Origin of the sequence: Pseudomonas sp. 32_A, from assembly GCF_017490905.1 — a bacterium.
Lineage (GTDB): Bacteria > Pseudomonadota > Gammaproteobacteria > Pseudomonadales > Pseudomonadaceae > Aquipseudomonas > Aquipseudomonas inefficax.
The window spans coordinates 46,799-73,193 of record NZ_JAFGYI010000021.1 but is presented as its reverse complement, the minus strand read 5'-3'; the positions used below and the strand labels follow the sequence as shown (position 1 = coordinate 73,193).

The 26,395-nt window shown below is 62.8% G+C and carries 21 protein-coding genes; 15 read left to right on the top strand and 6 right to left on the bottom strand.

Features of this window, described 5'->3' with window-relative positions; genetic code table 11:
• Window positions 1-2: 2 nt before the first annotated feature.
• From J5M58_RS14840 to J5M58_RS14830, 3 genes are all read right to left on the bottom strand, one after another.
• Complete coding sequence (locus J5M58_RS14840; protein ID WP_112251410.1) at window positions 3-554, bottom strand: hypothetical protein; 552 nt, start codon at window positions 552-554, stop codon at window positions 3-5.
• Between the two features lie 62 nt (window positions 555-616).
• Window positions 617-1,333: a hypothetical protein gene (locus J5M58_RS14835; protein WP_243432350.1), complete on the bottom strand. Its 717-nt coding sequence runs from the start codon at window positions 1,331-1,333 to the stop codon at window positions 617-619.
• Between the two features lie 116 nt (window positions 1,334-1,449).
• On the bottom strand, window positions 1,450-1,851 hold the full coding sequence (locus J5M58_RS14830; protein WP_112251414.1) for a lysozyme inhibitor LprI family protein: 402 nt from the start codon (window positions 1,849-1,851) through the stop codon (window positions 1,450-1,452).
• A gap of 286 nt (window positions 1,852-2,137) precedes the next feature.
• Between J5M58_RS14830 and J5M58_RS14825 the strand changes: the two genes are divergently transcribed.
• From J5M58_RS14825 to J5M58_RS14795, 7 genes are all read left to right on the top strand, one after another.
• Complete coding sequence (locus J5M58_RS14825) at window positions 2,138-3,115, top strand: dipeptidase (RefSeq protein ID WP_003257506.1); 978 nt, start codon at window positions 2,138-2,140, stop codon at window positions 3,113-3,115.
• Window positions 3,116-3,192: 77 nt separating this feature from the next.
• Window positions 3,193-3,723 (top strand): DUF5943 domain-containing protein, encoded by a 531-nt coding sequence (locus J5M58_RS14820; RefSeq protein ID WP_013970507.1) that lies wholly within the window; start codon window positions 3,193-3,195, stop codon window positions 3,721-3,723.
• Window positions 3,724-3,738: 15 nt separating this feature from the next.
• Window positions 3,739-5,799 (top strand): dimethylglycine demethylation protein DgcA, encoded by a 2,061-nt coding sequence (dgcA, locus tag J5M58_RS14815; RefSeq protein ID WP_025337383.1) that lies wholly within the window; start codon window positions 3,739-3,741, stop codon window positions 5,797-5,799.
• Between the two features lie 188 nt (window positions 5,800-5,987).
• A complete protein-coding gene (gene dgcB / locus J5M58_RS14810; RefSeq protein ID WP_112251416.1) occupies window positions 5,988-7,940 on the top strand; it encodes a dimethylglycine demethylation protein DgcB in 1,953 nt (650 codons plus the stop codon).
• Complete coding sequence (locus J5M58_RS14805; protein ID WP_112251417.1) at window positions 7,940-9,172, top strand: electron transfer flavoprotein subunit alpha/FixB family protein; 1,233 nt, start codon at window positions 7,940-7,942, stop codon at window positions 9,170-9,172. Before dgcB ends, J5M58_RS14805 begins: the two co-directional genes overlap by 1 nt.
• Before the next feature lie 10 nt (window positions 9,173-9,182).
• Window positions 9,183-9,953 (top strand): electron transfer flavoprotein subunit beta, encoded by a 771-nt coding sequence (locus J5M58_RS14800; RefSeq protein ID WP_003257512.1) that lies wholly within the window; start codon window positions 9,183-9,185, stop codon window positions 9,951-9,953.
• 776 nt (window positions 9,954-10,729) lie between these two features.
• A complete protein-coding gene (locus J5M58_RS14795) occupies window positions 10,730-11,476 on the top strand; it encodes an RHS repeat-associated core domain-containing protein (RefSeq protein WP_112251419.1) in 747 nt (248 codons plus the stop codon).
• Window positions 11,477-11,524: 48 nt separating this feature from the next.
• On the opposite strand, the gene gbcA is transcribed toward J5M58_RS14795, so the two are convergent.
• Window positions 11,525-12,817: a glycine-betaine demethylase subunit GbcA gene (gene gbcA, locus J5M58_RS14790; protein ID WP_112251420.1), complete on the bottom strand. Its 1,293-nt coding sequence runs from the start codon at window positions 12,815-12,817 to the stop codon at window positions 11,525-11,527.
• Between the two features lie 306 nt (window positions 12,818-13,123).
• On the opposite strand from gbcA, the gene gbcB reads away from it, so the two are divergent.
• A complete protein-coding gene (gene gbcB, locus J5M58_RS14785; RefSeq protein ID WP_085626183.1) occupies window positions 13,124-14,224 on the top strand; it encodes a glycine-betaine demethylase subunit GbcB in 1,101 nt (366 codons plus the stop codon).
• A gap of 126 nt (window positions 14,225-14,350) precedes the next feature.
• On the opposite strand, the gene J5M58_RS14780 is transcribed toward gbcB, so the two are convergent.
• Complete coding sequence (locus J5M58_RS14780; RefSeq protein WP_207878595.1) at window positions 14,351-15,976, bottom strand: methyl-accepting chemotaxis protein; 1,626 nt, start codon at window positions 15,974-15,976, stop codon at window positions 14,351-14,353.
• 275 nt (window positions 15,977-16,251) lie between these two features.
• Here J5M58_RS14780 and J5M58_RS14775 point away from each other — a divergent pair, with 275 nt between their 5' ends.
• The 3 genes from J5M58_RS14775 (at window position 16,252) to mcpH (ending at window position 18,897) form a co-directional block, all read left to right on the top strand.
• On the top strand, window positions 16,252-16,482 hold the full coding sequence (locus J5M58_RS14775; protein WP_025337390.1) for a hypothetical protein: 231 nt from the start codon (window positions 16,252-16,254) through the stop codon (window positions 16,480-16,482).
• On the top strand, window positions 16,479-16,781 hold the full coding sequence (locus J5M58_RS14770; RefSeq protein ID WP_112251423.1) for a cell division protein ZapA: 303 nt from the start codon (window positions 16,479-16,481) through the stop codon (window positions 16,779-16,781). The genes J5M58_RS14775 and J5M58_RS14770 overlap by 4 nt, the downstream gene beginning before the upstream one ends.
• Window positions 16,782-16,959: 178 nt before the next feature.
• Window positions 16,960-18,897, top strand: a complete 1,938-nt coding sequence (gene mcpH, locus J5M58_RS14765; RefSeq protein WP_207878593.1) for a methyl-accepting chemotaxis protein McpH — start codon at window positions 16,960-16,962, stop codon at window positions 18,895-18,897.
• 153 nt (window positions 18,898-19,050) lie between these two features.
• Here the strand turns inward: mcpH and J5M58_RS14760 are convergent, their stop codons facing one another.
• On the bottom strand, window positions 19,051-20,091 hold the full coding sequence (locus J5M58_RS14760) for a low specificity L-threonine aldolase (protein WP_112251425.1): 1,041 nt from the start codon (window positions 20,089-20,091) through the stop codon (window positions 19,051-19,053).
• Window positions 20,092-20,429: 338 nt separating this feature from the next.
• Here J5M58_RS14760 and J5M58_RS14755 point away from each other — a divergent pair, with 338 nt between their 5' ends.
• From J5M58_RS14755 to J5M58_RS14740, 4 genes are read left to right on the top strand one after another with little or no spacing between them, the layout of a single operon-like run.
• Window positions 20,430-21,683, top strand: coding sequence for a serine hydroxymethyltransferase (locus J5M58_RS14755; protein WP_003255681.1), 1,254 nt, complete (start codon window positions 20,430-20,432; stop codon window positions 21,681-21,683).
• 15 nt (window positions 21,684-21,698) lie between these two features.
• Complete coding sequence (locus J5M58_RS14750; protein WP_003255680.1) at window positions 21,699-22,949, top strand: sarcosine oxidase subunit beta family protein; 1,251 nt, start codon at window positions 21,699-21,701, stop codon at window positions 22,947-22,949.
• Window positions 22,950-22,963: 14 nt separating this feature from the next.
• Complete coding sequence (locus tag J5M58_RS14745; RefSeq protein WP_039613194.1) at window positions 22,964-23,299, top strand: sarcosine oxidase subunit delta; 336 nt, start codon at window positions 22,964-22,966, stop codon at window positions 23,297-23,299.
• The gene (locus tag J5M58_RS14740; protein ID WP_112251426.1) at window positions 23,296-26,313 is read left to right on the top strand and encodes a sarcosine oxidase subunit alpha; all 3,018 of its coding nucleotides are present in this window, start codon (window positions 23,296-23,298) and stop codon (window positions 26,311-26,313) included. The genes J5M58_RS14745 and J5M58_RS14740 overlap by 4 nt, the downstream gene beginning before the upstream one ends.
• The last annotated feature ends 82 nt before the right edge of the window (window positions 26,314-26,395 follow it).

Sequence of the window (26,395 nt, the reverse complement as noted above, 5' to 3'; positions counted from 1 at the left end):
GGCTAGAACTGATCGAGATCGGATAGCGCCTGGAGGCGTTTTTCGACCTGTTCTCGCCGCATCTCGAAAGCCCGGGCGTCGAGCTTCGCGCCCATGTGGTCCAGCTGCAGGGCAAGGCGCGTCCGCGGGGTATCCGGGTCGGTCGAACAGCAAAGGTTAAAGACGATCGCTACCGGGCTACCGCTGTCATCCAGGTCAAATTCGATGCGCAGGTGCGAGCTGGCCGAGGTGCTGCGCAGCAGGGCGAGGTCTGGCTGTTGCAAGCCATGGAGTATGTCCTTGGCAGCCCGCTCGAATTTGAGGTTGCGCCTCTGGGGCGCTGGAATCCAGCCGCTGAAGACGTCTTCGAACACGGCATCCGTGGGTACGTAGTCTAGGCTTTTCGTCGTCCGTTCGATCAGTTTGACACCGCTGTCTTCCAGGCCCTGCAGAAAACGGCTGAACCAGCGCTGGCCATCCTGTTGGCGATCGTGAACCTGGTTGGCCTCCAGTTGCGCCAGGCGCAGGCAGGCATGAAGGTCTTCCCAGGGTTGGTCGGCAGGTTTGGTGGGCATGCTTCTGGCCTCGCGGCAGGAGGAGGGGGGGCCTGGCGCCGCAGGGCGGCGCCAGGTCCAGGTCAGATGTCCAGCGCCAGGATGTCGAACGCCTGGCTGGCCAGCTTCAGCCTGACGGCTTCGCGCATGGCGGCGAAGTGGCGAACACTGAACGAGCCCTGTTGCGAGGCCCGATATACCCGGGTGTTCGACTTGTCGATGATGCGGCCAGCGGACCCTGCGGTTTTCTCGGCCTTGTCATAGCTCAGCTGAACGCTGGTCATGTGCATGATCGGCAGGCCTTGAGGTGTCATCTCGCAAGCCGAAATCTGAATGGTGCTGGATTTGCCCGAAACGCTCACGCTGCTTTCTTCAAGCAGTTGCTGCGCCTTCGGTGTTTTCACGATCACTTCGAAGGAGCGTTTTACACAGCGGCTCAGGCGGTGGCTGGCGCCGATCTGGACGGTGACGATTTCAGGCACCAGGGTGGCCAGCGTGTGGGTGTCCTTGTCGATAGCTTCCTCGACATGGGCGGCGCCGGTCAGCGTCCAGCCGAACTTGCCCAGGCCGTCGTTGTAGAAGTTGTACCACTCGCGCTGCTGGGTTTCCTTGTCGAACTTCTTGTTCGCCGACAGGTTCATCAGGCGCATGCCATCAAGCACATCTTCGGCAACGCTGGCGGGCACATCAGGGGCAAAGATGCAGACGGTGTTGGCAACCATGACGGCGCGTTCTTCGCCTTCTTTCTTCAGGGCGGCGATGGCGCTGTTCATGTCGGTCTTGCTGATAGTGGTGGTCATGTCTTGGTTTCCGATCAAGTTCATCATCGGCGCCTCGGGCGAGGCGCCTGGGACGTACTTTGGTTCGGGGCGTCAAGACAGATAAGCCGAAAGCCTTTCCTGCGGAGGAAGTCCCCCTACTGCTGGCCGATGGACTGCAGGTACTCCGAGCGATCATCGCTGCGCTGTGCCACGCAGGTGTTCCACGCCGCTTCGAACGCCTTGCTGCCGGGCTTCTCGGCGTAGGTTTCGACCTTGCAGTCGGCATCGCGCAGTTGCGTCCACAGTTTCTCGGCCGCCTCCATGCGCCCGGCCAAGGCCGCAGCCTTGTCGCCTTCGTCGGCGTACTGGTCGCGAATGCGCTGGATCAGGTCGTCATACGCGGACTTCAGTTCACGCTCCGCCGTCTGCTTGTTGAACGCCGCGCAAGCGAATGTCTGTTGGTCGCTCTCAACGTTGTCGCACGGGGTGCTTTCTTCCTCGCCGGCCTGGGCGCCCGATACCACAGCCAGTAATACCAGCCATGCCATTGATTTCATCCGTTTTCTCCTCAACAAGGCTGACGAATCGGCTGGATTCTCGCTCAGCCGCAGACAAGACGATAGCTCCCTGAAGAAATGTTCATGAAACGGCCGGAAATGTCGTTATCGAGACTGTCTCTCATCGCCAGACAGCGTGCCAGAGGGCGCGATGTCGCGCATTGACGCTTTCGGCAAACCCCCTGTCGTTTTTGCATCGGGGCGCCTTTGGGCACAGGCATATGCTGGCCCCAAAGCGCCGACACAAGGTTTGGCGCAAACCCATTCAATAAAAGGGGACAGCCTGATGAGCCCAGCCGAACTTCACGCCGACAGCATCGTCATCGACGGCCTGATCATTGCCAAATGGAACCGCGAGCTGTTCGAGGACATGCGCAAAGGCGGTTTGACTGCGGCCAACTGCACGGTATCGGTCTGGGAAGGCTTCAAGGCAACTGTCGACAATATCGCCGCCAGCCAGAAGCTGATCCGCGACAACAGCGACCTGGTGATGCCGGTACGCACCACTGCCGACATCCGCAAGGCCAAGGAGCTGGGCAAGACCGGTATCCTCTTCGGCTTCCAGAACGCCCATGCCTTCGAAGACCAGATCGCCTACGTCGACGTGTTCAAGCAGCTGGGCGTGGGCATCGTGCAGATGTGCTACAACACCCAGAACCTGGTCGGCACCGGCTGCTACGAGCGTGACGGCGGCCTGTCGGGCTTCGGCCGCGAGATCGTTGCCGAAATGAACCGCGTCGGCATCATGTGCGACTTGTCCCACGTAGGCTCCAAGACCTCCGAAGAAGTCATCCTCGAGTCGAAAAAGCCGGTCTGCTATTCACACTGCCTGCCATCTGGCCTGAAAGAGCACCCGCGCAACAAGTCGGACGAAGAGCTGAAGTTCATCGCCGACCACGGCGGCTTCGTCGGCGTGACCATGTTCGCGCCGTTCCTGGCCAAGGGCATCGACTCGACCATCGACGACTACGCCGAAGCCATCGAGTACACCATGAACATCGTCGGTGAAGACGCCATCGGTATCGGTACCGACTTCACCCAGGGCCACGGCCAGGACTTCTTCGAGTACCTGACCCATGACAAGGGTTACGCCCGTCGCCTGACCAACTTCGGCAAGATCATCAACCCGCTGGGCATCCGCACCGTGGGCGAATTCCCCAACCTCACCGAAACCTTGCTCAAGCGCGGCCACTCCGAGCGCGTGGTGCGCAAGATCATGGGTGAGAACTGGGTCAACGTCCTCAAGGACGTGTGGGGCGAGTAAGCCGCTCTCCAAGCCTGAAAGCCCCTGCCAGCAACGCCGGGGCATCCCAATAAAAAATTTTATGGAGTTGAGTTTCCATGGCCAAGATCGCCCCGCAATTGCCAATCGAAGTAGACAGCGAGACCGGTGTCTGGACCAGCGACGCCTTGCCGATGCTGTATGTGCCGCGCCATTTCTTCGTCAACAACCACATGGGTATCGAAGAAGTCCTGGGCGCTGACAAGTACGCCGAGATTCTCTACAAGGCCGGCTACAAGTCCGCCTGGCACTGGTGTGAAAAAGAAGCCGAGTGCCACGGTCTGGAAGGCGTGGCGGTGTTCGAGCACTACATGAAGCGCCTGAGCCAGCGTGGCTGGGGCCTGTTCGAAATCCAGGACATCGACCTCGACAAGGGCACCTGCAGCGTCAAGCTCAAGCACTCTGCGTTCGTGTACGTCTATGGCAAGTGCGGCCGCAAGGTCGACTACATGTTCACCGGCTGGTTCGCCGGCGCCATGGACCAGATTCTCGCTGCCCGCGGCAGCTCGATCCGCACCGTGGCCGAACAGGTCTATGGCGGGTCGGAAGAAGGCCACGAAGATGGCCTGTTCGTTACAAAGCCGTTGTAAGCCGGAGATAGCGTCATGGCATTCGAAGCAATGTTCCAGCCGATCCAGATCGGCAAACTGACCATCCGCAACCGTGTGCTCAGCACCGCGCACGCGGAGGTCTACGCCACTGACGGCGGCATGACTACCGACCGCTATGTGAAGTACTACGAAGAAAAGGCCAAGGGCGGTATCGGCCTGGCGATCTGCGGCGGTTCGTCGGTGGTGGCCATCGACAGCCCGCAGGAGTGGTGGGCATCGGTCAACCTGTCGACCGACCGCATCATCCCGCACTTCCAGAACCTGGCCGACGCCATGCACAAGCATGGCGCCAAGATCATGATCCAGATTACCCACATGGGCCGTCGCTCGCGCTGGGACGGTTTCAATTGGCCGACCCTGATGTCGCCGTCGGGTATCCGTGAACCCGTGCACCGCGCCACCTGCAAGACCATCGAGGTGGAAGAGATCTGGCGCGTGATCGGCAACTACGCCCAAGCTGCGCGTCGCGCCAAGGAAGGCGGCCTGGACGGCGTTGAACTGTCGGCCGTGCACCAGCACATGATCGACCAGTTCTGGAGCCCGCGGGTCAACAAGCGTACCGACGAGTGGGGCGGTACCTTCGAAGGCCGCATGAAGTTCGGCCTGGAAGTACTGAAGGCTGTGCGCGCCGAGGTCGGTGACGACTTCTGCGTGGGCATGCGTATCTGTGGCGACGAGTTCCACCCCGATGGCCTCAGCCACGAGGACATGAAGCAGATCGCCGCCTACTACGATGCCACTGGCATGCTCGACTTCATCGGCGTGGTCGGCTCGGGTTGCGACACCCACAACACCCTGGCCAACGTCATCCCGAACATGAGCTACCCGCCGGAGCCGTTCCTGCACCTGGCGGCCGGCATCAAGGAAGTGGTCAAGGTCCCGGTGCTGCACGCGCAGAACATCAAGGACCCGAACCAGGCCACGCGTATCCTCGAAGGCGGCTACGTGGACATGGTCGGCATGACCCGTGCGCACATGGCCGACCCGCACCTGATCGCCAAGATCAAGATGGGCCAGATCGACCAGATCAAGCAGTGCGTCGGTGCCAACTACTGCATCGACCGCCAGTATCAGGGCCTGGATGTGCTGTGCATCCAGAACGCCGCGACCTCCCGTGAATACATGGGCGTGCCGCACATCATCGAGAAGACCACTGGCGCCAAGCGCAAGGTGGTGGTGGTTGGCGCCGGCCCGGCCGGCATGGAAGCGGCCCGCGTGGCTGCCGAACGTGGCCATGACGTGACCCTGTTCGAGAAGAAGGAGCAGATCGGCGGGCAGATCACCATCGCCGCCAAGGCGCCGCAGCGTGACCAGATCGCCGGTATCACCCGCTGGTATCAGCTGGAGCTGGCGCGCCTGAAGGTCGACCTGCGCCTGGGCACCGCCGCCGACGTGGCCGCCATCCAGGACCTGCGCCCGGACATCATCGTGCTGGCGGTGGGTGGGCATTCCTTCCTGGAGCAGAACGAGCACTGGGGCGCTGCCGAAGGGCTGGTGGTCAGCAGCTGGGACGTGCTCGACGGCAAGGTTGCGCCGGGCAAGAACGTGCTGGTGTACGACACCATCTGCGAGTTCACCGGTATGTCGGTGGCGGACTTCATTGCCGACAAGGGCAGCCAGGTCGAGATCGTCACCGACGACATCAAACCGGGTGTGGCCATGGGCGGTACTACCTTCCCGACCTACTACCGCAGCATGTACCCGAAAGAAGTGATCATGACCGGCGACATGATGCTGGAAAAGGTCTACCGCGAAGGCGACAAGCTGGTGGCGGTGCTGGAGAACGAATACACCGGCGCCAAGGAAGAGCGCGTGGTCGACCAGGTGGTTGTAGAGAACGGCGTGCGTCCTGACGAGCAGCTGTATTACGCGCTGAAGGAAGGTTCGCGCAACAAAGGCCAGATCGACGTGGAGGCGCTGTTCGCCATCAAGCCACAGCCGATCCTCAGCCAGCCGGGCGAAGGCTACCTGCTGTACCGCATCGGCGACTGCGTGGCCCAGCGCAACGTGCATGCGGCGATCTACGACGCCTTGCGCCTGTGCAAGGACTTCTGATCGCACTGGCATGAACACCGCCCCCGAGGGCGGGATTGGCCCCCTGTGGGAGCGGGTTTACCCGCGAATGCGTCAGCACTGACAACATCGTTGCCTGATCGGACGCATTCGCGGGTGAACCCGCTCCCACAGGGTCCGCGCCCCCTCTTCAGAGTGGCGCAAGAATCCAGCTGTTGTGGGAGCCTCCCATGTTGAACACCCTTCTACCCATCCTGCTGTTCGCTGCCCTTGGCCTGGCGGCGCTCGGCGCCCTGCGCCGGGTGCGCATGTGGCGGCGTGGCCGGCCTTCCAAGGTCAACCTGATCGGCGGCCTGCTGGCCATGCCGCGCCGCTACCTGGTGGACTTGCACCATGTGGTCGAACGCGACAAGTACATGTCCAAGACTCACGTGGCCACTGCTGGCGGCTTCGTGCTGTCAGCCGTGCTGGCGATCCTGGTGCACGGTTTCGGCCTGCAGAGCAAGATCCTCGGCTACGCGTTGCTGGTGGCCACCGTGATCATGTTCAGCGGCGCCATCTTCGTCTTCAAGCGCCGCCTCAACCCGCCTTCGCGCCTGTCCAAAGGCCCGTGGATGCGCCTGCCGAAGAGCCTGCTGGCGTTTGCCGTGAGCTTCTTCATCGCCACCTTGCCAGTCGCCGGCATCCTGCCGGCCAACACCGGCGGTTGGGTGATGGTGGGCATTCTCGGCCTGGGCGTGCTGTGGGGCGTGTCGGAGCTGTTCTTCGGCATGACCTGGGGCGGCCCGATGAAACACGCCTTCGCCGGTGCCCTGCACCTGGCCTGGCACCGCCGCGCCGAACGCTTCGGCGGCGGCCGTTCCACCGGCCTCAAGCCGCTGGACCTGGAAGACCCGAACGCGCCGCTGGGCGTGGAAAAGCCGGTGGACTTCACCTGGAACCAGCTGCTGGGCTTCGACGCCTGCGTGCAGTGCGGTAAATGCGAAGCCATGTGCCCGGCCTTTGCTGCCGGCCAGCCGCTGAACCCGAAAAAGCTCATTCAGGACATGGTCATCGGCCTGGCCGGTGGCACCGACGCGCAGTTCGCCGGCAGCCCATACCCGGGCAAACCGATCGGTGAGCATGGCGGCCATCCGCACCAGCCGATCGTCAATGGCCTGGTCGACGCCGAAACGCTGTGGTCGTGCACCACCTGCCGTGCCTGCGTCGAGGAATGCCCGATGATGATCGAGCACGTCGATGCCATCGTCGATATGCGCCGTCACCTCACCCTGGAAAAAGGCGCCACCCCGAACAAGGGCGCCGAAGTGCTGGACAACCTGATCGCCACCGACAACCCGGGCGGCTTCGCTCCTGGCGGGCGCATGAACTGGGCCGCCGACCTCAATCTGCAACTGCTGTCGGAGGTGAAATCCACCGAAGTGCTGTTCTGGGTCGGTGACGGTGCGTTCGACATGCGCAACCAGCGCACCCTGCGCTCGTTCGTCAAAGTGCTCAAGGCTTCTGGCGTGGACTTTGCCGTGCTCGGCCTGGAAGAGCGCGACAGCGGCGACGTGGCGCGTCGTCTGGGCGATGAAGCGACCTTCCAGCAATTGGCCAAACGCAATATCCAGACACTGGCCAAGTACAAGTTCCAGCGCATCGTCACCTGCGACCCGCACAGCTTCCATGTGCTGAAGAACGAGTATGGCGCCCTGGGCGGCGACTATCAGGTGCAGCACCACAGCACCTACATCGCCGAATTGATCGCAGCGAAAAAACTCAACCTGGGCCAGCACAAGGGTGGCAGCGTCACCTACCACGACCCTTGCTACCTGGGCCGTTACAACGGCGAATACGAAGCCCCGCGTGAAGTACTCAAGGCGCTGGGCATCGAAGTGCGCGAAATGGAGCGCTCGGGCTTCCGCTCCCGCTGCTGCGGTGGTGGCGGCGGTGCGCCGATCACCGATATCCCTGGCAAGCAGCGTATCCCGGACATGCGCATGGACGACATTCGCCAGACCGAGGCCGAGCTGGTAGCCGTGGGTTGCCCACAGTGCACCGCGATGCTCGAAGGCGTGGTCGAACCGCGCCCACAGATCAAGGACCTGGCCGAGCTGGTTGCCGACGTATTGATCGAAGAGGATGCGCCGGCCACCGCAAAGCCGCAAACGGCCAAACGTGAACCTGCGGAGGTGCACTGATGAGCGACATTATCCGCCGCGACCCGCGCGCCGAGTGGATCGCCCGTAACCGTCTGCACCCGCTGCATGCAGCGATGCAGACGCAGCAGACCAGCTGGATGGGGCCCAACGGCCTCATCCGCAAGAACCCCCATGCGATTGCTGCGGGTTTCATCGGCCCGGCCGGGCTCAAGCGCATCGACCGCAGCGGCGCCCAGCAGGGCACCGCTGTGGGCGGGCGACGCACGGCGGCGGCCGAGGTCAAGCTGCCGCTGCACCAGGTGCCGGCGCCGACGTTCTACATCGCCGTTGTACCCGACATGGTCGGTGGCCGCCTGAGCAGCCACGACCGTGACCTGCTCGGCCTGGCCCACAGCCTGGCCGGCAGCGACGGTGCGGTGCTGGCAGTGGTGTTTGGCGAGCACAAGGAAAGCAACTTTTCCACAGCCGGGGTCGACCGCCTGCTGGTTATCGAGGGCGAAGCCTTCGAAGGTTATGCACCGGAGCAACTGGTGCAGGGCCTGCGTGCTGTGGATAACCAGTTCACGCCACGTCACTGGCTGCTGCCCGACAGCCGCACCGGTGGTGGCGAACTGGGCCGGCGCCTGGGCGCGGCACTGGGCGAGCGCCCGGCGACGCGGGTTTGGCAGGTCAAGGACGGCCAGTGCATCGGCCGTGCCGGTGCCGGCCAGCAAGACCTGCAGCGCGCCGTACCACGCCTGATCCTGGCGGCGGCCGAGTGCGCCGAGCCAGTCAGCGAGACCCGTCACGAAGCGCTGCCCGTGGAGTTGTCCACAAGCGTGGCGCGCAGCCTGTCGCGCATCGAAGACCTTGGTTCGGTGGCCGTGGACCCGGCCACCATTGCCATGGCCGAGGCCGAGTTCATCGTCTCGGGCGGCAACGGCGTCAAGGACTGGGACCTGTACCACAGGGCCACCGCGGCCCTGGGCGCCACCGAAGGCGCCTCGCGGGTGGCGGTGGATGACGGCTTCATGCCGCGCAATCGCCAGGTGGGCGCCACCGGCACCTGGGTTACCGCGCGGGTCTACGTGGCTGTGGGTATCTCGGGCGCGATCCAGCACCTGCAGGGCATCGGTGCCTGCGACAAGGTGGTGGCGATCAACATGGATCCGGGCTGCGACATGATCAAACGGGCTGACCTGTCGGTGATTGGCGACAGTTCGGCGATTCTCCAGGCACTGATCGAGGCTGTGGACAACTACCGCAGCGGCGGCCAGCGCGACGCGGCATAAGGGCACGAGCATGAGTACGAAAGTGATCAGCCTGGTTTCCATCGGTGCCCACCCCAGCTCCGGCCGCGCTCGCCGCGCCGAGCAGGATGCGCGGGCGGTGGAGCTGGGTTTGCAGCTGGCTGGGGATAACTTGCAGGTGGTGCATGCCGGCGACCCTCGGGAAGAAGCGCTGCGCGCCTACCTGGGCATGGGCCTGGACCATCTGGATGTGCTGGAGCAGCCGGCCGGTGCCGATGTGCTGGGGGTGCTCGGGGATTACCTGCGCGATGCCGGAGCACAACTGGTGCTGACCGGCAGCCAGGCCGAGACCGGCGAAGGGTCGGGCATGTTGCCGTTCCTGCTGGCCGAAAAGCTCGGCTGGCCGTTGATTGTAGGGCTGGCCGAAGTGGAGTCGATCGACAACGGCACCGCCCAGGTACTGCAGGCGCTGCCGCGTGGTCAGCGGCGTCGGCTGAAAGTGCGCCTGCCGTTGCTGGCGACTGTGGATAACGCTGCGCCCAAGCCGCGCCAGAGCGCTTTCGGGCCGGCGCGCCGGGGCGTACTGGCGGCGCGCAACGTAGCGATTGTCGAAGATGAACTGCTGGCCGAAGCCGAACTGCAACCAGCTCGCCCGCGGCCCAAGCGGCTTAAGGTGATCAAGGCCAAGAGCGGCGCCGACCGGATGAAGGCAGCGACGGCCAAGGCCAGTGGCGGCGGTGGCAAGGTGCTGAAGGATGTTTCGCCTCAGGAAGGCGCCGAGGCCATCCTCAAGCTGCTGGTGGAAGAGGGCGTGCTGCGCTAGAGCCTGAAGCGTCATGTAACTCTTTGTGGGAGCGGCCTTGTGTCGCGAAAGGGCCGCATAGCGGCCCCAGGTTTCTGCAATATCGCAGAAATTGCCGGGCTGCTACGCAGCCCTTTCGCGACACAAGGCCGCTCCCACATAGATCGCATTGCCTCAAGCCATGCGCAGTCCCTGTAGGAGCCTGGCTTGCCAGCGATGAGGCCCTTACAGACAACCCAACACATTAGCTCCCACTCAATATCCAGAACCACTGCGTATTTTGCCCACCAAATCTGTTCGCCAACATGTGGATAAAGTGTTGGCGCATAGCCGCAGCCCTTGTATGACGGGGTTTCCAAGCTTTTGATCAAAAAACGATCAGTCTTATCCTGCCTTCGCATGCAACGCGCGGCAGCACCCTCCTGATTTTGCCCACAATCGCTGTTAGCCGGTCTGTGGATAATCTGTTCGGTATCTCCTGTAAGCGGCGTAGTGAAAGGGTTTGACAGACTTGCTCAAAAATTGATCAATTCCGCCAGGATCCTCCGGAATGCCTGAAAATCAAGCTCTTGGGTGACTTATCAACAGGGCGATCGCAAAACACTTATGGGTTGCTCACAAACTCTGTTGGTGGCTCTGTGGACAAGGTGTACGAACTCCGCTGTAGCCCAGGAATGACACCGCGTTGGCCGTTATGATCAAATAATGATCAATGTACGGCCTGATATTTTTGCCAGTAGCAAAACTTGCAGGCGCTGGTTAGCGTATCCACGAAAGCGCCTAATTGTGGATAAATCATGGCCAGACGTTTGTTGGGGACCGATCGGCAGCATTCGATTTTGAGCGGCATTCCTTTTCAAGTGAATGCATATTCACCCTATGGCGTCATGGCAGCTGCCGCTGTGCCGGGTCTGGCGTTCTGTGGTCAGTATCGTGATCCACTGACGGGTGGCTACCCGTTGGGCAATGGCCACCGCGTCTACAGCCCGAGCCTGGGGCGGTTCATTGGCCCTGACGCGTTAAGCCCGTTCGGCAAGGGGGGGCTCAATGCTTATGCCTACTGCCAAGGCGACCCTGTCAACTTTGTTGACCCAAGTGGTCGTTTCCCCGCCATCATGGCGCCGATCAGGAACATCGTCACGGGGGTGATCAACCTGGCAATCAGTGCCGTGAAAGCGTACCGGAACTACCGTGTCGAGCGAGACTTCGCCCTGAATAGTGGTTACCCGGCAAGCCGCTCTGGGGTTTTGACTTACAACACGGCAGAGCAACCCGTCGCACCATGGACTAAGCAGGATAAGGCGCTTTCGGTCGCTGGAGGCGTCATCGCCTCGATGAGTATTGGCACGGCTATCGGACGGCTGTTCACACCGGCGGCAGAGGGGTTGGCCTGGGTTGATTTTGGGATGTCCTCAGTTGCTACGGCCCTGTCAGCTTATGAGCTTTATGGGTTGGCAACGTCGTCTGCCGAACGGCGCTATCCGATACAACCGATGGCTTATCATGTGCGTACAGACGCACAGCGGCCAGATACAGCGGTGTAAAAGCGCCATGCTTCGGCCTGCTGCCGAAGCATGGCGGGTGTGTATGTATTACTGCGCCTGCACTTCCTTCAAATACGCCGCCGGCTCCGCCCCCAGGTTGTTCAACACTCGCTGGCTGTACCAGTCAATGAAGTTCACCACGCCAAACTCATAAGTCTTCGAGTACGGCCCTGGCTGGTAAGCGGTGGAGTTGATCCCGCGCTGGTTCTCTTCCGCCAGACGACGGTCCTGGTCGTTGGTGGCGTCCCACACCTTGCGCATGTTTTCCGGGTTGTAATCCACGCCTTCCACAGCGTCCTTGTGCACCAGCCACTTGGTGGTGACCATGGTTTCCTGGGCGCTGATCGGCCACACGGTGAACACGATCATGTGGTCGCCCATGCAGTGGTTCCAGGAGTGCGGCAGGTGCAGGATGCGCATCGAGCCCAGGTCCGGGTTCTTGATGCGGCCCATCAGCTTCTGGCAGGCCTGCTTGCCGTCCATGGTCATCGACACGGTGCCCTTGAGCAGCGGCATGCGCACGATACGGTTACGCAGGCCATGGCTCTTGTGCAGGTACGGGATCTTCTCGGCTTCCCAGGCGGCGGCGGAGGCGGCCACGTGGTCCTTGAATTCCTGGCTGGCGCGCGGGTCGTTGGTGTCGTCCCATTCCAGCAGGGTTTGCAGCAGCTCCGGGTGCGAACCGTTGCAGTGGTAGCACTCGCGGTTGTTTTCCAGCACCAGCTTCCAGTTGGCCTTTTCCATCAAGGTGGTCTGTACCGCCACCTTGGTGTTTTCCATGTCGTACGGTTCCATGTAGTGGTCCAGGGTGGCCAGGAACTCGTCGATGGCAGGCGGGTTTTCCGCCAGGCTGATGAAGATGTAGCCGCCGGCAACCTTCACGTTCACTGGCTTCAGGCCATACTGGTTCATGTCGAAGTCGGCACCCATTTCGGTGCCGGCGAACAGCAGGCGGCCGTCCAGCTCGTAGGTCCACTGGTGGTATGGGCAGACCAGCTTGGCCACTTTGCCCTTTTCGCTGACGCACAGGCGCGAACCACGGTGGCGGCAGACGTTGTGGAAGGCATGCACCTTACCTTCGGCGCCACGCACCACGATGATCGGGTTCTTGCCGATCTGCAGGGTGATGTAGTTGCCCTTGGCCGGGATCTCGCAGGTCATGCCGGCGATCAACCACTCCTTGTGGAAGATCTCCTGCATGTCGATCTGGAACAGACGCTCGTCGGTGTAGAAAGGCTGGGGCAGCGAATAGGTGCGTTCGCGGGTCTGCAGCATTTCGGCGGTGGCCTTGCGTGCAGGTTCCAGTGGATCGCCCAGGCTCAGGGTTGCGGTGACGTCCATCGTGTATTCCTCGGGGCCGTGTGCGGCCGGCAAAAGGTGGCTAATCGTTGTTGTGCCGCAAGGCTGTTCTCACGGCTCTTTGTTTCAACAGCAGGCTGGTTGTTTTGCCGTGGAGTGTGCGTCCGAAGGCGTCATGAACCGTATCCATGGGCGACATGGCCGATTTGAATTACGACGCGCCAGCCCTTGCAGCGCGGGGCTGGTCGCGATAAGCACGCCGATGTCGCAGGCAGGAATGTACGTCGTCTTCAGCTTGCGCATTATCCAAGCCATAAAAAGGCCAATAGTCGGCTGCTGGAGATGAACATGTCCGATACCTTTCTCAATCCGGTCACTACCCAGACCTGGGCCAACGGCCGCCACATCGTGCGCTGCGTCAAGGTCATCCAGGAGACCTGGGACGTGCGCACGTTCTGCTTCATGGCCGACCAGCCGATCATGTTCTTCTTCAAGCCAGGGCAGTTCGTCACCCTGGAGCTTGAGATCGAAGGCAAGCCGGTGATGCGCTCCTACACCATTTCCAGTTCGCCGTCGGTGCCGTACAGCTTCTCGATCACCGTCAAGCGCGTGCCGGGTGGCCTGGTTTCCAACTTCCTGCACGACACCATGCACGAAGGTGCCGAGCTGCCGGTGCACGGCCCGGTGGGGCTGTTCAACGCCATCGATTTCCCGGCGCAGAAGGTGCTGTACCTTTCCGGCGGTGTCGGTATTACGCCAGTGATGTCGATGGCCCGCTGGTTCTACGATACCAACGGCAATGTCGACATGGTCTTCGTGCACAGCGCCCGTTCGCCGAAGGACATCATCTACCACCGCGAGCTGGAGCAGATGGCCTCGCGCATCCCCAACTTCAGCCTGCACATCATTTGTGAAAAGCACGGCCTGGGTGAGCCTTGGGCGGGTTATCGCGGCTACCTCAACCAGCGCCTGATGGAGCTGATCGCGCCGGACTACATGGAGCGCACGGTGTTCTGCTGCGGCCCGACACCCTACATGAGCGCGGTCAAGCGCATGCTCGAAGCGGTCGGCTTCGACATGAAGAACTATCACGAGGAATCGTTCGGTGCGACGCCGCCCGAGGCCAAGGCCGATGCGGTGGAGCATGCCGAGCAGGCGGCCGACGCACCGGAGCTGGATGCGGCCGATCTCAACCTGGTGGAGTTCATCGGCAGCGAGAAGAGCATCCGCATCGCCCCGGGCGAGACCGTGCACGCGGCGGCTGCCAAGGTTGGCCTGATGATCCCGAAAGCCTGTGGCATGGGTATCTGCGGCACCTGCAAGGTGCTCAAGCTGGGCGGCGAAGTGGAGATGGAACACAACGGCGGCATTACCGAAGAAGACGAAGCCGAGGGCTACATCCTGTCGTGCTGCAGCGTGCCGAAAGGGGATGTGCGGATCGATTACTGATCCGGCTATGCAGGGGGCTGCCTTGCAGCCCATCGCCGGCAAGCGCGGCTCCCACAGGTACTGCGCTTGCGGCCGGTGTGGGAGCCGCGCTTGCCGGCGATGGGCCGCAAAGCGGCCCCAGCTTCTTCAGGTGCGGAAACGGGCTACGAGGCCGTTGAGGTCTACAGCAAGGCGCGACAACTCCGCACTCGCCGCACTGGTCTGATGCGCCCCGGTAGCACTTTGCACCGACAGATCATTGATGTTCACCAGGTTGCGGTCCACTTCCCGCGCCACCTGCGCCTGCTCTTCCGCCGCGCTGGCAATCACCAGGTTACGCTCGTTGATCTGCGCCACCGCCCCGGCGATGGTGTCCAGCGCCATACCTGCGCCACGTGCAATGTTCAGTGTGGATTCGGCGCGCTCGGTGCTGGTGCGCATCGATTCCACCGCTTCTTCCGTACCCCCCTGAATACTGCCGATCATCCGCTCGATCTCACTGGTCGACTGCTGGGTACGATGAGCCAGCGCCCGCACCTCATCGGCCACCACGGCAAAACCACGGCCCGCCTCACCGGCACGTGCCGCCTCGATGGCGGCGTTCAGCGCCAGCAGGTTGGTCTGGTCGGCCAGGCCACGGATCACGTCCAGCACCTTGCCGATATCGCGCGACTGTTCGGCCAGGTGAGTAATTAGTCTGGCAGTGGCCTGCACATCGCCGCTCATGCGCTCGATGGCACCCACGGTCTCCATTACCAGGTCACGCCCATCGCCGGTGGAGCGGCTGGCTTCACTGGACGCTTCCGAGGTGCTTACGGCATTGCGCGCCACTTCTTCCACAGCGCTGGTCATTTCAGTCACCGCAGTGGCAGCCTGCTCGATCTCGTTGTTCTGCTGCTGCAGGCCACGGGCACTTTCGTCGGTGACGGCATTCAATTCTTCGGCCGCCGAGGCCAGCTGGGTAGCGGAGCCCGCGATCTGTTGCAGGGTGTCGCGCAGCTTGTCCTGCATGCGGGCCATGGCGCGCAGCAGGCGCGCGGCTTCATCGGTGCCTTCGGCGCGGATGATGTGGGTCAGGTCTCCGTCGGCGACCTGTTCGGCGCTTTTGAGTGCTTCTTCAATCGGTTTGACGATGCTGCGGGTCAGCAGGAAGGCGCAGACGAAAGTCAGCACGGTGGCGGCGACCAGCAGGCCGATCACCAGGGCGAAGGCAGCGGCATACTGGTTGGCAGCCTTCTCGTTGGTGGCGCGGGTCTGGTCGGTGTTGATGCGCACCAAGGTGTCCATGACCTTGTTGATCTGTTCGGAGTTGGCCAGCAGGTCGCGGTTGAGCAGGTCGCGCAGTTCGTCGACGCGGTCGGCCTGGCTCAGGCTGCGCAAGCGCGACTCAAGCTGGCGGTACTGGTTGAGCAACAGGCCGTACTGGTCGAACGCAGCTTGCTCGTCGGCGGCGCCGATCATCGGCAGGTAGGCCTGGCGTGCACGGTCGATCTGGCTGTTGCGCTCGTCCAGCAGGCTAAGGGTCTCGCGCTGGGTTGCCGGCTCGCGGTTGAGCAGCAGGCGATAGGAGAGGGTGCGCATGCGCAGGTTCAGGGCGGTGAGCTCGTCGAGGATCTTGATGCTGGGCACGCTGACCTGTTCGATTACGACGCCGGCCTGGCGGATGTTGCCCATCTGGATGAGCGAGAAAATACCGAGGCCAAGCATCAGCAGGCCGATGAGCGCGAAGCCGAGCAGCGCGCGCGGGGCGATGTTCATATTGCGTAGAGACATGGAGGGGACGATCCAGGCAAGGGAAAAATGGTGCGCAAGTGCGACAAAACATGACTTGCCGGGCTATCGGTTGTGACTGCTCAGTCTTGAGTGCTATTGGCGAAAATTGTGAGGTTGCTAACCTTTTCCTGACCGGCGGTTGACCCAGGTCGGAACAAGGGGGTGGTTCCTCTGTCAATCTGCGGGTTAGACACCTCGTGAATCCGATATTTAATGGCGATGGGCCGCACTTTTCTTTATCGTGTGCGCCCCTCGCAACAACCTGAGATAGACCCATGCTGGAAGCTTCCCTTAACCAAATCGAGCAACTGGTCAGCGACCTGATGCAGAAGAACGCTCAACTCACCGAGCAGAACACCGCCCTCGGCCAGGAACTGGCCCAGGCCAAGGAAGAGAACGAAACCCTGCAGCTGTCGCTGATGGAGCAGGAAGAGAAGAACGGCAGCACCGCCGCACGCCTGCAGGCCCTGCTCGAGCGCGCCAACGCCGGCGTCGTAGGCGCATGACACTGCAAGCGCAGCCGATCAATGTCGTGTCGATCCTCGGCAACGACTATTCGATCAAGGCGCCTGAAGGCCAGGAAGCGACCCTGGCCCAGGCGGTGCAGATGCTCAACACCGCCCTGGCCCAGACCAAGCGTCAGTACCCGACCCTGATCGGCGACAAGTTGCTGGTACTGGCCGCGCTGAACCTGTGTTCGCGGCAGATCGAACTACAGGATGAGCACCGCAAGACGTTGGAGCGTACCCAGGCGCAGATCGACGCCACGGTGGACGCCATCGTGCGGACCATAGCCGAACAATAAGGCCTTGCATCGACCTCTGTGGGAGCGGGTTCACCCGCGAATGCGTCAGTGCATTCAGCATCGCATTCGCGGGTAAAGCCGCTCCCACAGGGCATATGATTGCTTCAGATCACTGGATTAACTGGATACGCAAGTGTATACACTTTCCGCAAAACAATAATTATGCGGGGAGTAGGGCATGCGTATCTGGCGCAAGAGCATCCAGTGGCAGTTGATCACCAGCATGGGCGCCGCCCTGCTGGCGAGTATCCTGGTGGTGGTCATCATTTTTACGGTGGCGCTCAACCGCCTCACCGAGCGCTACCTGGTCGACACCGCCCTGCCCGCCAGCATCGAGGCCATCCGCAACGACATCGAGCGCATGCTTGGCCAGCCGCTGGTGGCGGCGGCGGACATCGCCGGCAACACCCTGCTGCGCGACTGGCTAGCCGCCGGCGAAGACCCCGCGCAGGTCGCACCATTCATCGAATACCTGACCGCCGCCAAGCAGCGCAACCAGGCCTTCACCACTTTATTCGTCTCGACCGAAACCGGCCGCTACTACAACGAGAATGGCCTGGACCGTACCCTCAGCCGCAGCAATCCCAAGGACAAATGGTTCTACGGCTACATCGACAGCGGCGCCGAACGCCTGATCAACATCGATATCGACGGTGCTACCGGCGAGCTCGCCCTGTTCATCGACTATCGCGTGGAAAAGAACGGCCAACTGGTCGGTGTGGCCGGCATGGGCCTGCGCATGACCGAGCTGTCGAAACTGATCCATGACTTTAAGTTTGGCGAGCACGGCAAGGTGTTCCTGGTGCGTAACGATGGCCTGATCCAGGTTCATCCGGATGCTGCCTTCAGCGGCAAACGCCAGCTCACGGAACAGCTTGGCGCGGATGCCGCCAAGGCGCTGATGACCGGCGGCGAAGGCCTGCGCAGCAGCCGCTTCAGCCGTGACGACGAAAGCTACCTGGCGCTCGGCCTGCCGCTGCGCGACCTCAACTGGACCTTGGTGGCCGAGGTGCCCGAGGAGGAAATCTACGCGCAAATGCATCAGGCGGTATGGCTGACAAGTCTGATCGGTGGAGCCGTGGCCCTGGTGTCGCTGCTGCTGGTGGTGCTGCTGGCGCGTGGCTTGGTGCGGCCGATCCGCCGCGTCACAGCGGCGCTGGTGCAGATTGGCAGCGGCGCGGGTGACCTCAGCCACCGGCTGGACGATTCACGCCAGGACGAACTGGGTGACCTGGCGCGTGGCTTCAACCGTTTCCTCGACAGCCAGCGCCGCTTGATCGGCGAGGTACTGCACACTTCCGAGCGGCTGCACCTGGCGGTCGAGCAGGTGACACAGGTGGTGGACAACACCGCCGAGCGTTCCGGACGCCAGCAGGAAATGACCGAAATGGTCGCTACCGCCGTGCACGAAATGGGTTTGACCGTGCAGGACATTGCCCGCAATGCCGGCGATGCGGCCCAGGCCTCGCAGTCGGCGCGGGAGGAAGCCTTGCAGGCGCGTGAAGTGGTGCAACGCTCGATCCGGGGTATCGAGGGGATGTCGGGTGATATCGGCAAGGCGGCCGATGCAGTCAGCCAGTTGGCTGATGAAGTGGCCTCGATCGACGAAGTTCTCGCGGTGATTCGTAGTATTTCCGAACAGACCAACCTGCTGGCGCTGAATGCCGCCATCGAGGCGGCCAGGGCAGGGGAGATGGGGCGTGGATTTGCCGTGGTGGCTGATGAGGTGCGTACTTTGGCCCGGCGCACGCAGCTGTCCACCGACGAAGTGCAGCAGATGATCCAGCGCTTGAAGCAGGGCGCGGGTTCGGCGGTGAGTTCGATGCAGGCGGGGCAGCAGGCTACCGGCAGTGGCGTGGAGTCGAGCCAGCGTACCGGGGCGTCGTTGGGCGCGATTACCGACCAGGTGGAGCACATCAGCGACATGAACCATCAGGTGGCTACTGCGACCGAAGAGCAATCGGCGGTGACCGAGGAGATCAACCGTACGGTGCAGGGGATTTCCGACCTGGCGCGGGAGACGGCGGCAGAGGTGCAGGGGTGCCGCGAAGAGTGCCAGGCGCTGCGTGGCCTGGCGGATGACCTGGCGCGGCAGATGGGCGGGTTCAGGCTTTAGATCAGTGTTGGCTTCTTCGCGGGTAAACCCGCTCCCACAGGTTCATCATTGCTTTTGAGGGCAGAGCTGTATCTGTAGCTCCCACAGGCTCACCTCAGGCCTTGAAACCTGCGCGATCCCTGTGGGAGCGGGTTTACCCGCGAATGCGGCCTGTCAGGCGCCGATGATGGCGCGGATATCCGCCGCCAGTTCGCGCACCCGCTCTTCCTCGGTATCCCACGAGCACATGAACCGCGCCCCGCCGCTACCAATGAAGGTATAGAACCGCCACCCTCTGCCGCGCAGCGCTTCGATCGCGTGCTCCGGCATCTGCAAGAACACCCCGTTGGCCTCCACCGGGAACATCAGCTCCACCCCCGGCAAGTCACTCACCAGCGAGGCGAGCAGCTGCGCACAATGGTTGGCATGCGCGCCATGGCGCAGCCAGGCGCCATCTTCCAGCAGGCCTACCCAAGGCGCCGACAGGAAGCGCATCTTCGATGCCAGTTGCCCGGCCTGCTTGCAGCGGTAGTCGAAGTCCTCGGCCAGCTGGCGGTTGAAGAACAGGATCGCCTCGCCCACCGCCATGCCGTTCTTGGTGCCACCGAAGCACAGCACGTCGACGCCGGCCTTCCAGGTCAGCTCTGCCGGGCTGCAGCCCAGGAACGAGCAGGCATTGCTGAAGCGTGCGCCGTCCATGTGCAGGTTCAGGCCCAGCTCCTTGCAGGTGGCGCTGATCGCCTTGAGCTCATCGGGGCGGTAGATGGTCCCGACCTCGGTGGCCTGGGTCAGGGTCACCACCCGTGGCTTGGGGTAGTGGATGTCCTGGCGCTTCAGCGCCACTTCGCGGATCGACTGCGGCGTCAGCTTGCCGTTGACGCTGGGCGCGGTCAGCAGCTTGGAGCCGTTGGAGAAGAACTCTGGCGCGCCGCACTCATCGGTTTCGACGTGGGCGGTCTCGGAGCAGATCACACTGTGGTAGCTCTGGCACAGCGAGGCCAGGGCCAGGGAGTTGGCGGCGGTGCCATTGAAGGCGAAGAACACCTCGCAGTCGGTTTCGAACAGCTTGCGGAAGTATTCCGCGGCGCGTTCGGTCCACTGGTCGTCGCCGTAGGCGCGGTCGTGGCCATGGTTGGCTTTTTCCATCGCCGCCCAGGCTTCGGGGCAGATACCGGAATAGTTGTCGCTGGCGAATTGTTGGCTCTTGTCTGTCATGGCACTGTCCTGTGAACGACGCAGAACAGCACTGTAAACCATCGATTCAGCGGTTGCCTATACAAGCTGTGGATCGTTTGATTTCGGCATTGCCTGTACTCGCCTCTTCGCGGCTAAAGCCGCTCCCACAGGGACATTACAAGCATTAAAGCATCGCCGTACCTGTGGGAGCGGGTTCACCCGCGAAAGGGCCGGCATGGTCAACACAAATGCCAATGTCGTAAACGCGCCATTGCAAGGCGTGCGCAGGCATCTGACCCGTCCCGGCCAGTCATAACATCGCCACAAAGGGCCACAGTGCCCCAAGACAAGAAATGATCGCTGCCGGGAGATACACGATGTTCAGCAAGCAAGACCAGATCCAGGGTTACGACGATGCACTGCTGGCGGCGATGAATGCCGAAGAACAGCGCCAGGAAGACCACATCGAGCTGATCGCCTCGGAAAACTACACCTCCAAGCGCGTGATGCAGGCCCAAGGCAGCGGCCTGACCAACAAGTACGCCGAAGGCTACCCGGGCAAGCGCTACTACGGTGGCTGCGAGCACGTGGACAAGGTCGAGGCCCTGGCCATCGAGCGCGCCAAGCAGCTGTTCGGTGCCGACTACGCCAACGTCCAGCCGCACTCCGGCTCCTCGGCCAACGGCGCTGTCTACCTGGCCCTGCTGCAGGCTGGTGACACCATCCTCGGCATGAGCCTGGCTCACGGCGGCCACCTGACCCACGGCGCCAAGGTGTCGTCCTCGGGCAAACTGTACAACGCTGTGCAATACGGCATCGACACCAACACTGGCCTGATCGACTACGACGAAGTCGAGCGCCTGGCTGTCGAGCACAAGCCGAAAATGATCGTTGCCGGCTTCTCGGCCTACTCCAAGACCCTCGACTTCCCACGCTTCCGCGCCATCGCCGACAAGGTCGGTGCGCTGCTGTTCGTCGACATGGCCCACGTAGCCGGCCTGGTTGCCGCTGGCCTGTACCCGAACCCGATCCCGTTCGCCGATGTGGTTACCACCACCACCCACAAGACCCTGCGCGGCCCACGTGGCGGCCTGATCCTGGCCAAGTCGAACGAAGAGATCGAGAAGAAGCTGAACGCTGCGGTGTTCCCTGGTGCCCAGGGCGGGCCGCTGATGCACGTGATCGCCGCCAAGGCCGTGTGCTTCAAGGAAGCGCTGGAGCCTGGATTCAAGGCCTACCAGCAACAAGTGATCGAAAACGCCCAGGCCATGGCCCAGGTGTTCATCGACCGCGGCTACGACGTGGTTTCCGGTGGCACCGACAACCACCTGTTCCTGGTCAGCCTGATCCGCCAGGGCCTCACCGGCAAAGATGCCGACGCCGCCCTGGGCCGCGCGCACATCACCGTCAACAAGAACGCCGTGCCGAATGACCCACAGTCGCCATTCGTCACTTCGGGCCTGCGCATCGGCACCCCGGCCGTTACCACCCGTGGCTTCAAGGTCGCGCAATGTGTAGCCCTGGCCGGCTGGATCTGCGACATCCTCGACAACCTCGGTGACGCAGACGTCGAAGCCGATGTGGCGAAGAACGTCGCGGCCCTGTGCGCAGATTTCCCTGTTTACCGCTGAGTGGAGTCACACACCATGCAACGTTACTCGGGCTTCGGCCTTTTCAAGCACTCCCTCAGCCACCACGAGAACTGGCAGCGCATGTGGCGCACGCCAACCCCTAAAAAGGTCTACGACGTGGTCATCGTCGGCGGTGGCGGCCATGGCCTGGCAACCGCCTACTACCTGGCCAAAGAACACGGCATCACCAACGTTGCCGTGATCGAGAAAGGCTACCTGGGCGGCGGCAACACCGCCCGTAACACCACCATCGTGCGTTCCAACTACCTGTGGGACGAGTCGGCGCACCTGTATGAGCACGCCATGAAGCTGTGGGAGGGCCTGTCCCAGGACCTCAACTACAACGTGATGTTCTCCCAGCGCGGCGTGTACAACCTGTGCCACACCCTGCAGGACATGCGTGACTCCGAGCGCCGGGTCAGCGCCAACCGCCTGAACGGCGTGGACGGCGAGCTGCTCAACACCGCCCAGGTCGCAGCCGAGATCCCGTACCTGGATTGCTCGAAGAACACCCGCTACCCGATCCTCGGTGCCACCGTGCAGCGCCGTGGCGGCGTGGCCCGTCACGACGCCGTAGCCTGGGGCTTCGCCCGTGCCGCCGACGCCCTGGGCGTGGACCTGATCCAGCAGACCGAAGTAATCGGCTTCCGCAAGGAAAACGGCGCGGTCATCGGCGTGGAAACCAACAAAGGCTTCATCGGCGCCAAGCGCGTCGGCGTGGTCACCGCCGGTAACTCCGGGCACATGGCCAAGCTGGCCGGCTTCCGCCTGCCGCTGGAATCGCACCCGCTGCAAGCACTGGTATCCGAGCCGATCAAGCCGATCATCGACAGCGTGATCATGTCCAACGCCGTGCACGGCTATATCAGCCAGTCCGACAAGGGCGACCTGGTGATCGGTGCCGGTATCGACGGTTGGGTCGGCTACGGCCAGCGCGGTTCGTACCCGGTGATCGAGCACACCCTGCAGGCCATCGTCGAGATGTTCCCCAACCTCTCGCGCGTGCGCATGAACCGTCAGTGGGGCGGCATCGTCGATACCTCGCCGGACGCTTGCCCGATCATCACCAAGACCCCGGTCAAGAACATGTTCTTCAACTGCGGCTGGGGTACTGGCGGCTTCAAGGCGACCCCGGGTTCGGGCAACGTCTTCGCCGCGAGCCTGGCCAAGGGCGAAATGCACCCACTGGCCGCGCCGTTCTCCATGGACCGTTTCTACAACGGCGCACTGATCGACGAACACGGCGCCGCCGCCGTCGCCCACTAACCGGAGACACCGTCATGTTGCATATTTTCTGTCCCCACTGCGGCGAGCTGCGCTCCGAAGAAGAGTTCCACGCCTCTGGCCAGGCGCACATCGCCCGCCCGCTGGACCCCAACGCCTGCTCCGACGAGGAGTGGGGTACCTACATGTTCTACCGTGACAACCCGCGCGGTATTCACCACGAACTGTGGGACCACGTTGCCGGCTGCCGCCAGTACTTCAACGTCACCCGTGACACCGTGACCTACGAGATTCTGGAAACCTACAAGATTGGCGAGAAGCCGCAAGTGACCGCCAGCGGCAAGCAAAGCAGCGCCGCGTCGACCGTCAAAGGCCAAGGGGAAAAAGTATGAGCCAGACCTATCGCCTCGCCAGCGGCGGCCGTATCGACCGCAGCAAGGTCCTGAACTTCACTTTCAACGGCAAGACCTACCAGGGTTATGCCGGTGACAGCCTGGCCGCCGCGTTGCTGGCCAACGGCGTCGACATTGTCGGCCGCAGCTTCAAGTACTCGCGTCCGCGCGGCATCATCGCCGCCGGTACCGAAGAGCCGAATGCCATCCTGCAGATCGGCTCCAGCGAAGCCACCCAGATCCCCAACGTGCGTGCCACCCAGCAGGCGCTGTACGCCGGGCTTGTAGCCACCAGCACCAATGGCTGGCCGAACGTCAACAACGACGTCATGGGCATCCTTGGCAAGGTTGGCGGCAGCATGATGCCGCCGGGCTTCTACTACAAAACCTTCATGTACCCGAAATCGTTCTGGATGACTTACGAGAAGTACATCCGTAAAGCCGCCGGCCTTGGCCGCGCGCCGCTGCAGAACGACCCGGACAGCTACGACTACATGAACCAGCACTGCGACGTGCTGATCGTCGGCGCCGGCCCTGCTGGCCTGGCCGCCGCGCTGGCCGCTGCGCGCAGCGGTGCCCGCGTGATCCTGGCTGACGAACAGGAAGAGTTCGGCGGCAGCCTGCTCGACACCCGCGAAACCCTCGACGGCAAGCCTGCCACCGACTGGGTCAACGCCGTGGTCAAGGAGCTGGAAAGCCTGCCGGAAGTGACCCTGCTGCCACGCGCCACGGTCAACGGCTACCACGACCATAACTTCCTGACCATTCACGAGCGCCTCACCGACCACCTCGGCGACCGCGCCCCGATCGGCCAGGTGCGCCACCGCGTGCACCGCGTCCGCGCCAAGCGCGTGGTGCTGGCTGCCGGCGCCCACGAGCGCCCGCTGGTGTACGGCAACAACGACGTGCCGGGCAACATGCTGGCCGGTGCAGTTTCCACCTACGTGCGCCGCTACGGCGTGGCCCCGGGCCGCAAGCTGGTGCTGTCGACCAACAACGACCACGCCTACCGCGCCGCGCTGGACTGGCACGATGCCGGCCTGCAAGTGGTCGCCATTGCCGACGCTCGCCACAACCCGCGTGGCTCGCTGGTTGAAGAAGCACGTGCCAAAGGCATCCGCATCCTCACATCCAGCGCCGTGATCGAGGCCAAGGGCACCAAGCACGTTACCGGCGCCCGTGTGGCCGCCATCGACGTGCAGGCACACAAGGTCACCAGCCCGGGCGAAACCCTCGACTGCGACCTCATCGCTACCTCCGGTGGTTACAGCCCGATCGTGCACCTGGCTTCGCACCTGGGTGGTCGCCCGGTATGGCGTGAAGACATCCTCGGCTTCGTACCGGGCGATGCTCCGCAGAAACGCGAATGCGTGGGTGGCATCAACGGCGTCTACGCCCTGGGCGACGTGATCGCCGATGGCTTCGAAGGCGGCGTTCGCGCAGCCACCGAAGCGGGCTTCAAGGCCACCGTCGGCAGCCTGCCGAAAACCGTTGCGCGCAAGGAAGAGGCCACCGTGGCGCTGTTCCAGGTGCCGCACGACAAGGGCACTGCCCGCGCACCCAAGCAGTTCGTCGACCAGCAGAACGACGTCACCGCAGCCGCCATCGAACTGGCCACCCGCGAAGGCTTCGAGTCGGTCGAGCACGTAAAACGCTACACCGCGCTGGGCTTCGGTACCGACCAGGGCAAACTGGGCAACATCAACGGCCTGGCCATCGCCGCCCGTTCGATCGGCATCACTATCCCGGAAATGGGCACCACCATGTTCCGCCCCAACTACACGCCGGTAACCTTCGGCGCGGTAGCGGGCCGTCACTGTGGTCACCTGTTCGAGCCCGTACGCTTCACTGCCCTGCATGCCTGGCACGTGAAGAACGGCGCCGAGTTCGAAGACGTCGGCCAGTGGAAGCGCCCCTGGTACTTCCCGAAAGCCGGTGAAGACATCCACGCCGCCGTGACCCGTGAATGCAAGGCCGTGCGCGACAGCGTGGGCCTGCTGGACGCTTCGACCCTGGGCAAGATCGACATCCAGGGCCCCGATGCGCGTGAGTTCCTCAACCGCATCTACACCAACGCCTGGACCAAGCTCGACGTGGGCAAGGCCCGCTACGGCCTGATGTGCAAGGAAGACGGCATGGTCTTCGACGACGGTGTAACCGCCTGCGTCGGCGATAACCACTTCATCATGACCACCACCACCGGCGGCGCCGCCCGGGTACTGCAGTGGATGGAGCTGTACCACCAGACCGAATGGCCGGAACTGAAGGTGTACTTCACTTCGGTCACCGACCACTGGGCCACCATGACCCTGTCCGGCCCCAACAGCCGCAAGCTGCTCAGCGAGCTGACCGACATCGACATGGACAAGGAAGCCTTCCCGTTCATGACCTGGAAGGAAGGCAACGTCGGCGGCGTACCTGCCCGCGTGTTCCGCATTTCCTTCACCGGCGAGCTGTCGTACGAAGTCAACGTGCAAGCCAACTACGCCATGGGCGTACTGGAACAGATCATCGAGGCAGGCAAGAAGTACAACCTGACCCCGTATGGCACCGAGACCATGCACGTACTGCGTGCCGAGAAGGGCTTCATCATCGTTGGCCAGGACACCGACGGCTCGATGAACCCGGACGACCTGAACATGAGCTGGTGCGTAGGCCGCAACAAGCCATTCTCGTGGATCGGCCTGCGTGGCATGAACCGCGAAGACTGCCTGCGCGAGAACCGCAAGCAGCTGGTAGGCCTGAAGCCGATCGACCCGACCAAATGGCTGCCGGAAGGCGCCCAGCTGGTGTTCGATCCGAAGCAGCCGATCCCGATGGACATGGTTGGCCACGTCACCTCCAGCTACGCCTCCAACTCCCTGGGCTATTCGTTCGCCATGGGTGTGGTCAAGGGCGGCCTCAAACGCATGGGCGAGCGCGTCTACTCGCCGCAGGCGGATGGCAGCGTGATCGAGGCGGAGATCGTGTCTTCGGTGTTCTTCGATCCGAAGGGTGAGCGGCAGAACGTCTAAGGCCCCGGATGGCACACGGTGCCGGGTTGGATATGAAGTGCCTGTGGGAGCGGGTTCACCCGCGAAGAGGGCGGTGAATCCA

Coding starts and splice junctions, on each gene's coding strand:
- J5M58_RS14840 (WP_112251410.1), bottom strand. CDS start 554: ATGCCCACCAAACCTGCCGACCAACCCTGGGAAGACCTTCATGCCTGC.
- J5M58_RS14835 (WP_243432350.1), bottom strand. CDS start 1,333: ATGACCACCACTATCAGCAAGACCGACATGAACAGCGCCATCGCCGCC.
- J5M58_RS14830 (WP_112251414.1), bottom strand. CDS start 1,851: ATGAAATCAATGGCATGGCTGGTATTACTGGCTGTGGTATCGGGCGCC.
- J5M58_RS14825 (WP_003257506.1), top strand. CDS start 2,138: ATGAGCCCAGCCGAACTTCACGCCGACAGCATCGTCATCGACGGCCTG.
- J5M58_RS14820 (WP_013970507.1), top strand. CDS start 3,193: ATGGCCAAGATCGCCCCGCAATTGCCAATCGAAGTAGACAGCGAGACC.
- dgcA (WP_025337383.1), top strand. CDS start 3,739: ATGGCATTCGAAGCAATGTTCCAGCCGATCCAGATCGGCAAACTGACC.
- dgcB (WP_112251416.1), top strand. CDS start 5,988: ATGTTGAACACCCTTCTACCCATCCTGCTGTTCGCTGCCCTTGGCCTG.
- J5M58_RS14805 (WP_112251417.1), top strand. CDS start 7,940: ATGAGCGACATTATCCGCCGCGACCCGCGCGCCGAGTGGATCGCCCGT.
- J5M58_RS14800 (WP_003257512.1), top strand. CDS start 9,183: ATGAGTACGAAAGTGATCAGCCTGGTTTCCATCGGTGCCCACCCCAGC.
- J5M58_RS14795 (WP_112251419.1), top strand. CDS start 10,730: ATGGCCAGACGTTTGTTGGGGACCGATCGGCAGCATTCGATTTTGAGC.
- gbcA (WP_112251420.1), bottom strand. CDS start 12,817: ATGGACGTCACCGCAACCCTGAGCCTGGGCGATCCACTGGAACCTGCA.
- gbcB (WP_085626183.1), top strand. CDS start 13,124: ATGTCCGATACCTTTCTCAATCCGGTCACTACCCAGACCTGGGCCAAC.
- J5M58_RS14780 (WP_207878595.1), bottom strand. CDS start 15,976: ATGTCTCTACGCAATATGAACATCGCCCCGCGCGCGCTGCTCGGCTTC.
- J5M58_RS14775 (WP_025337390.1), top strand. CDS start 16,252: ATGCTGGAAGCTTCCCTTAACCAAATCGAGCAACTGGTCAGCGACCTG.
- J5M58_RS14770 (WP_112251423.1), top strand. CDS start 16,479: ATGACACTGCAAGCGCAGCCGATCAATGTCGTGTCGATCCTCGGCAAC.
- mcpH (WP_207878593.1), top strand. CDS start 16,960: ATGCGTATCTGGCGCAAGAGCATCCAGTGGCAGTTGATCACCAGCATG.
- J5M58_RS14760 (WP_112251425.1), bottom strand. CDS start 20,091: ATGACAGACAAGAGCCAACAATTCGCCAGCGACAACTATTCCGGTATC.
- J5M58_RS14755 (WP_003255681.1), top strand. CDS start 20,430: ATGTTCAGCAAGCAAGACCAGATCCAGGGTTACGACGATGCACTGCTG.
- J5M58_RS14750 (WP_003255680.1), top strand. CDS start 21,699: ATGCAACGTTACTCGGGCTTCGGCCTTTTCAAGCACTCCCTCAGCCAC.
- J5M58_RS14745 (WP_039613194.1), top strand. CDS start 22,964: ATGTTGCATATTTTCTGTCCCCACTGCGGCGAGCTGCGCTCCGAAGAA.
- J5M58_RS14740 (WP_112251426.1), top strand. CDS start 23,296: ATGAGCCAGACCTATCGCCTCGCCAGCGGCGGCCGTATCGACCGCAGC.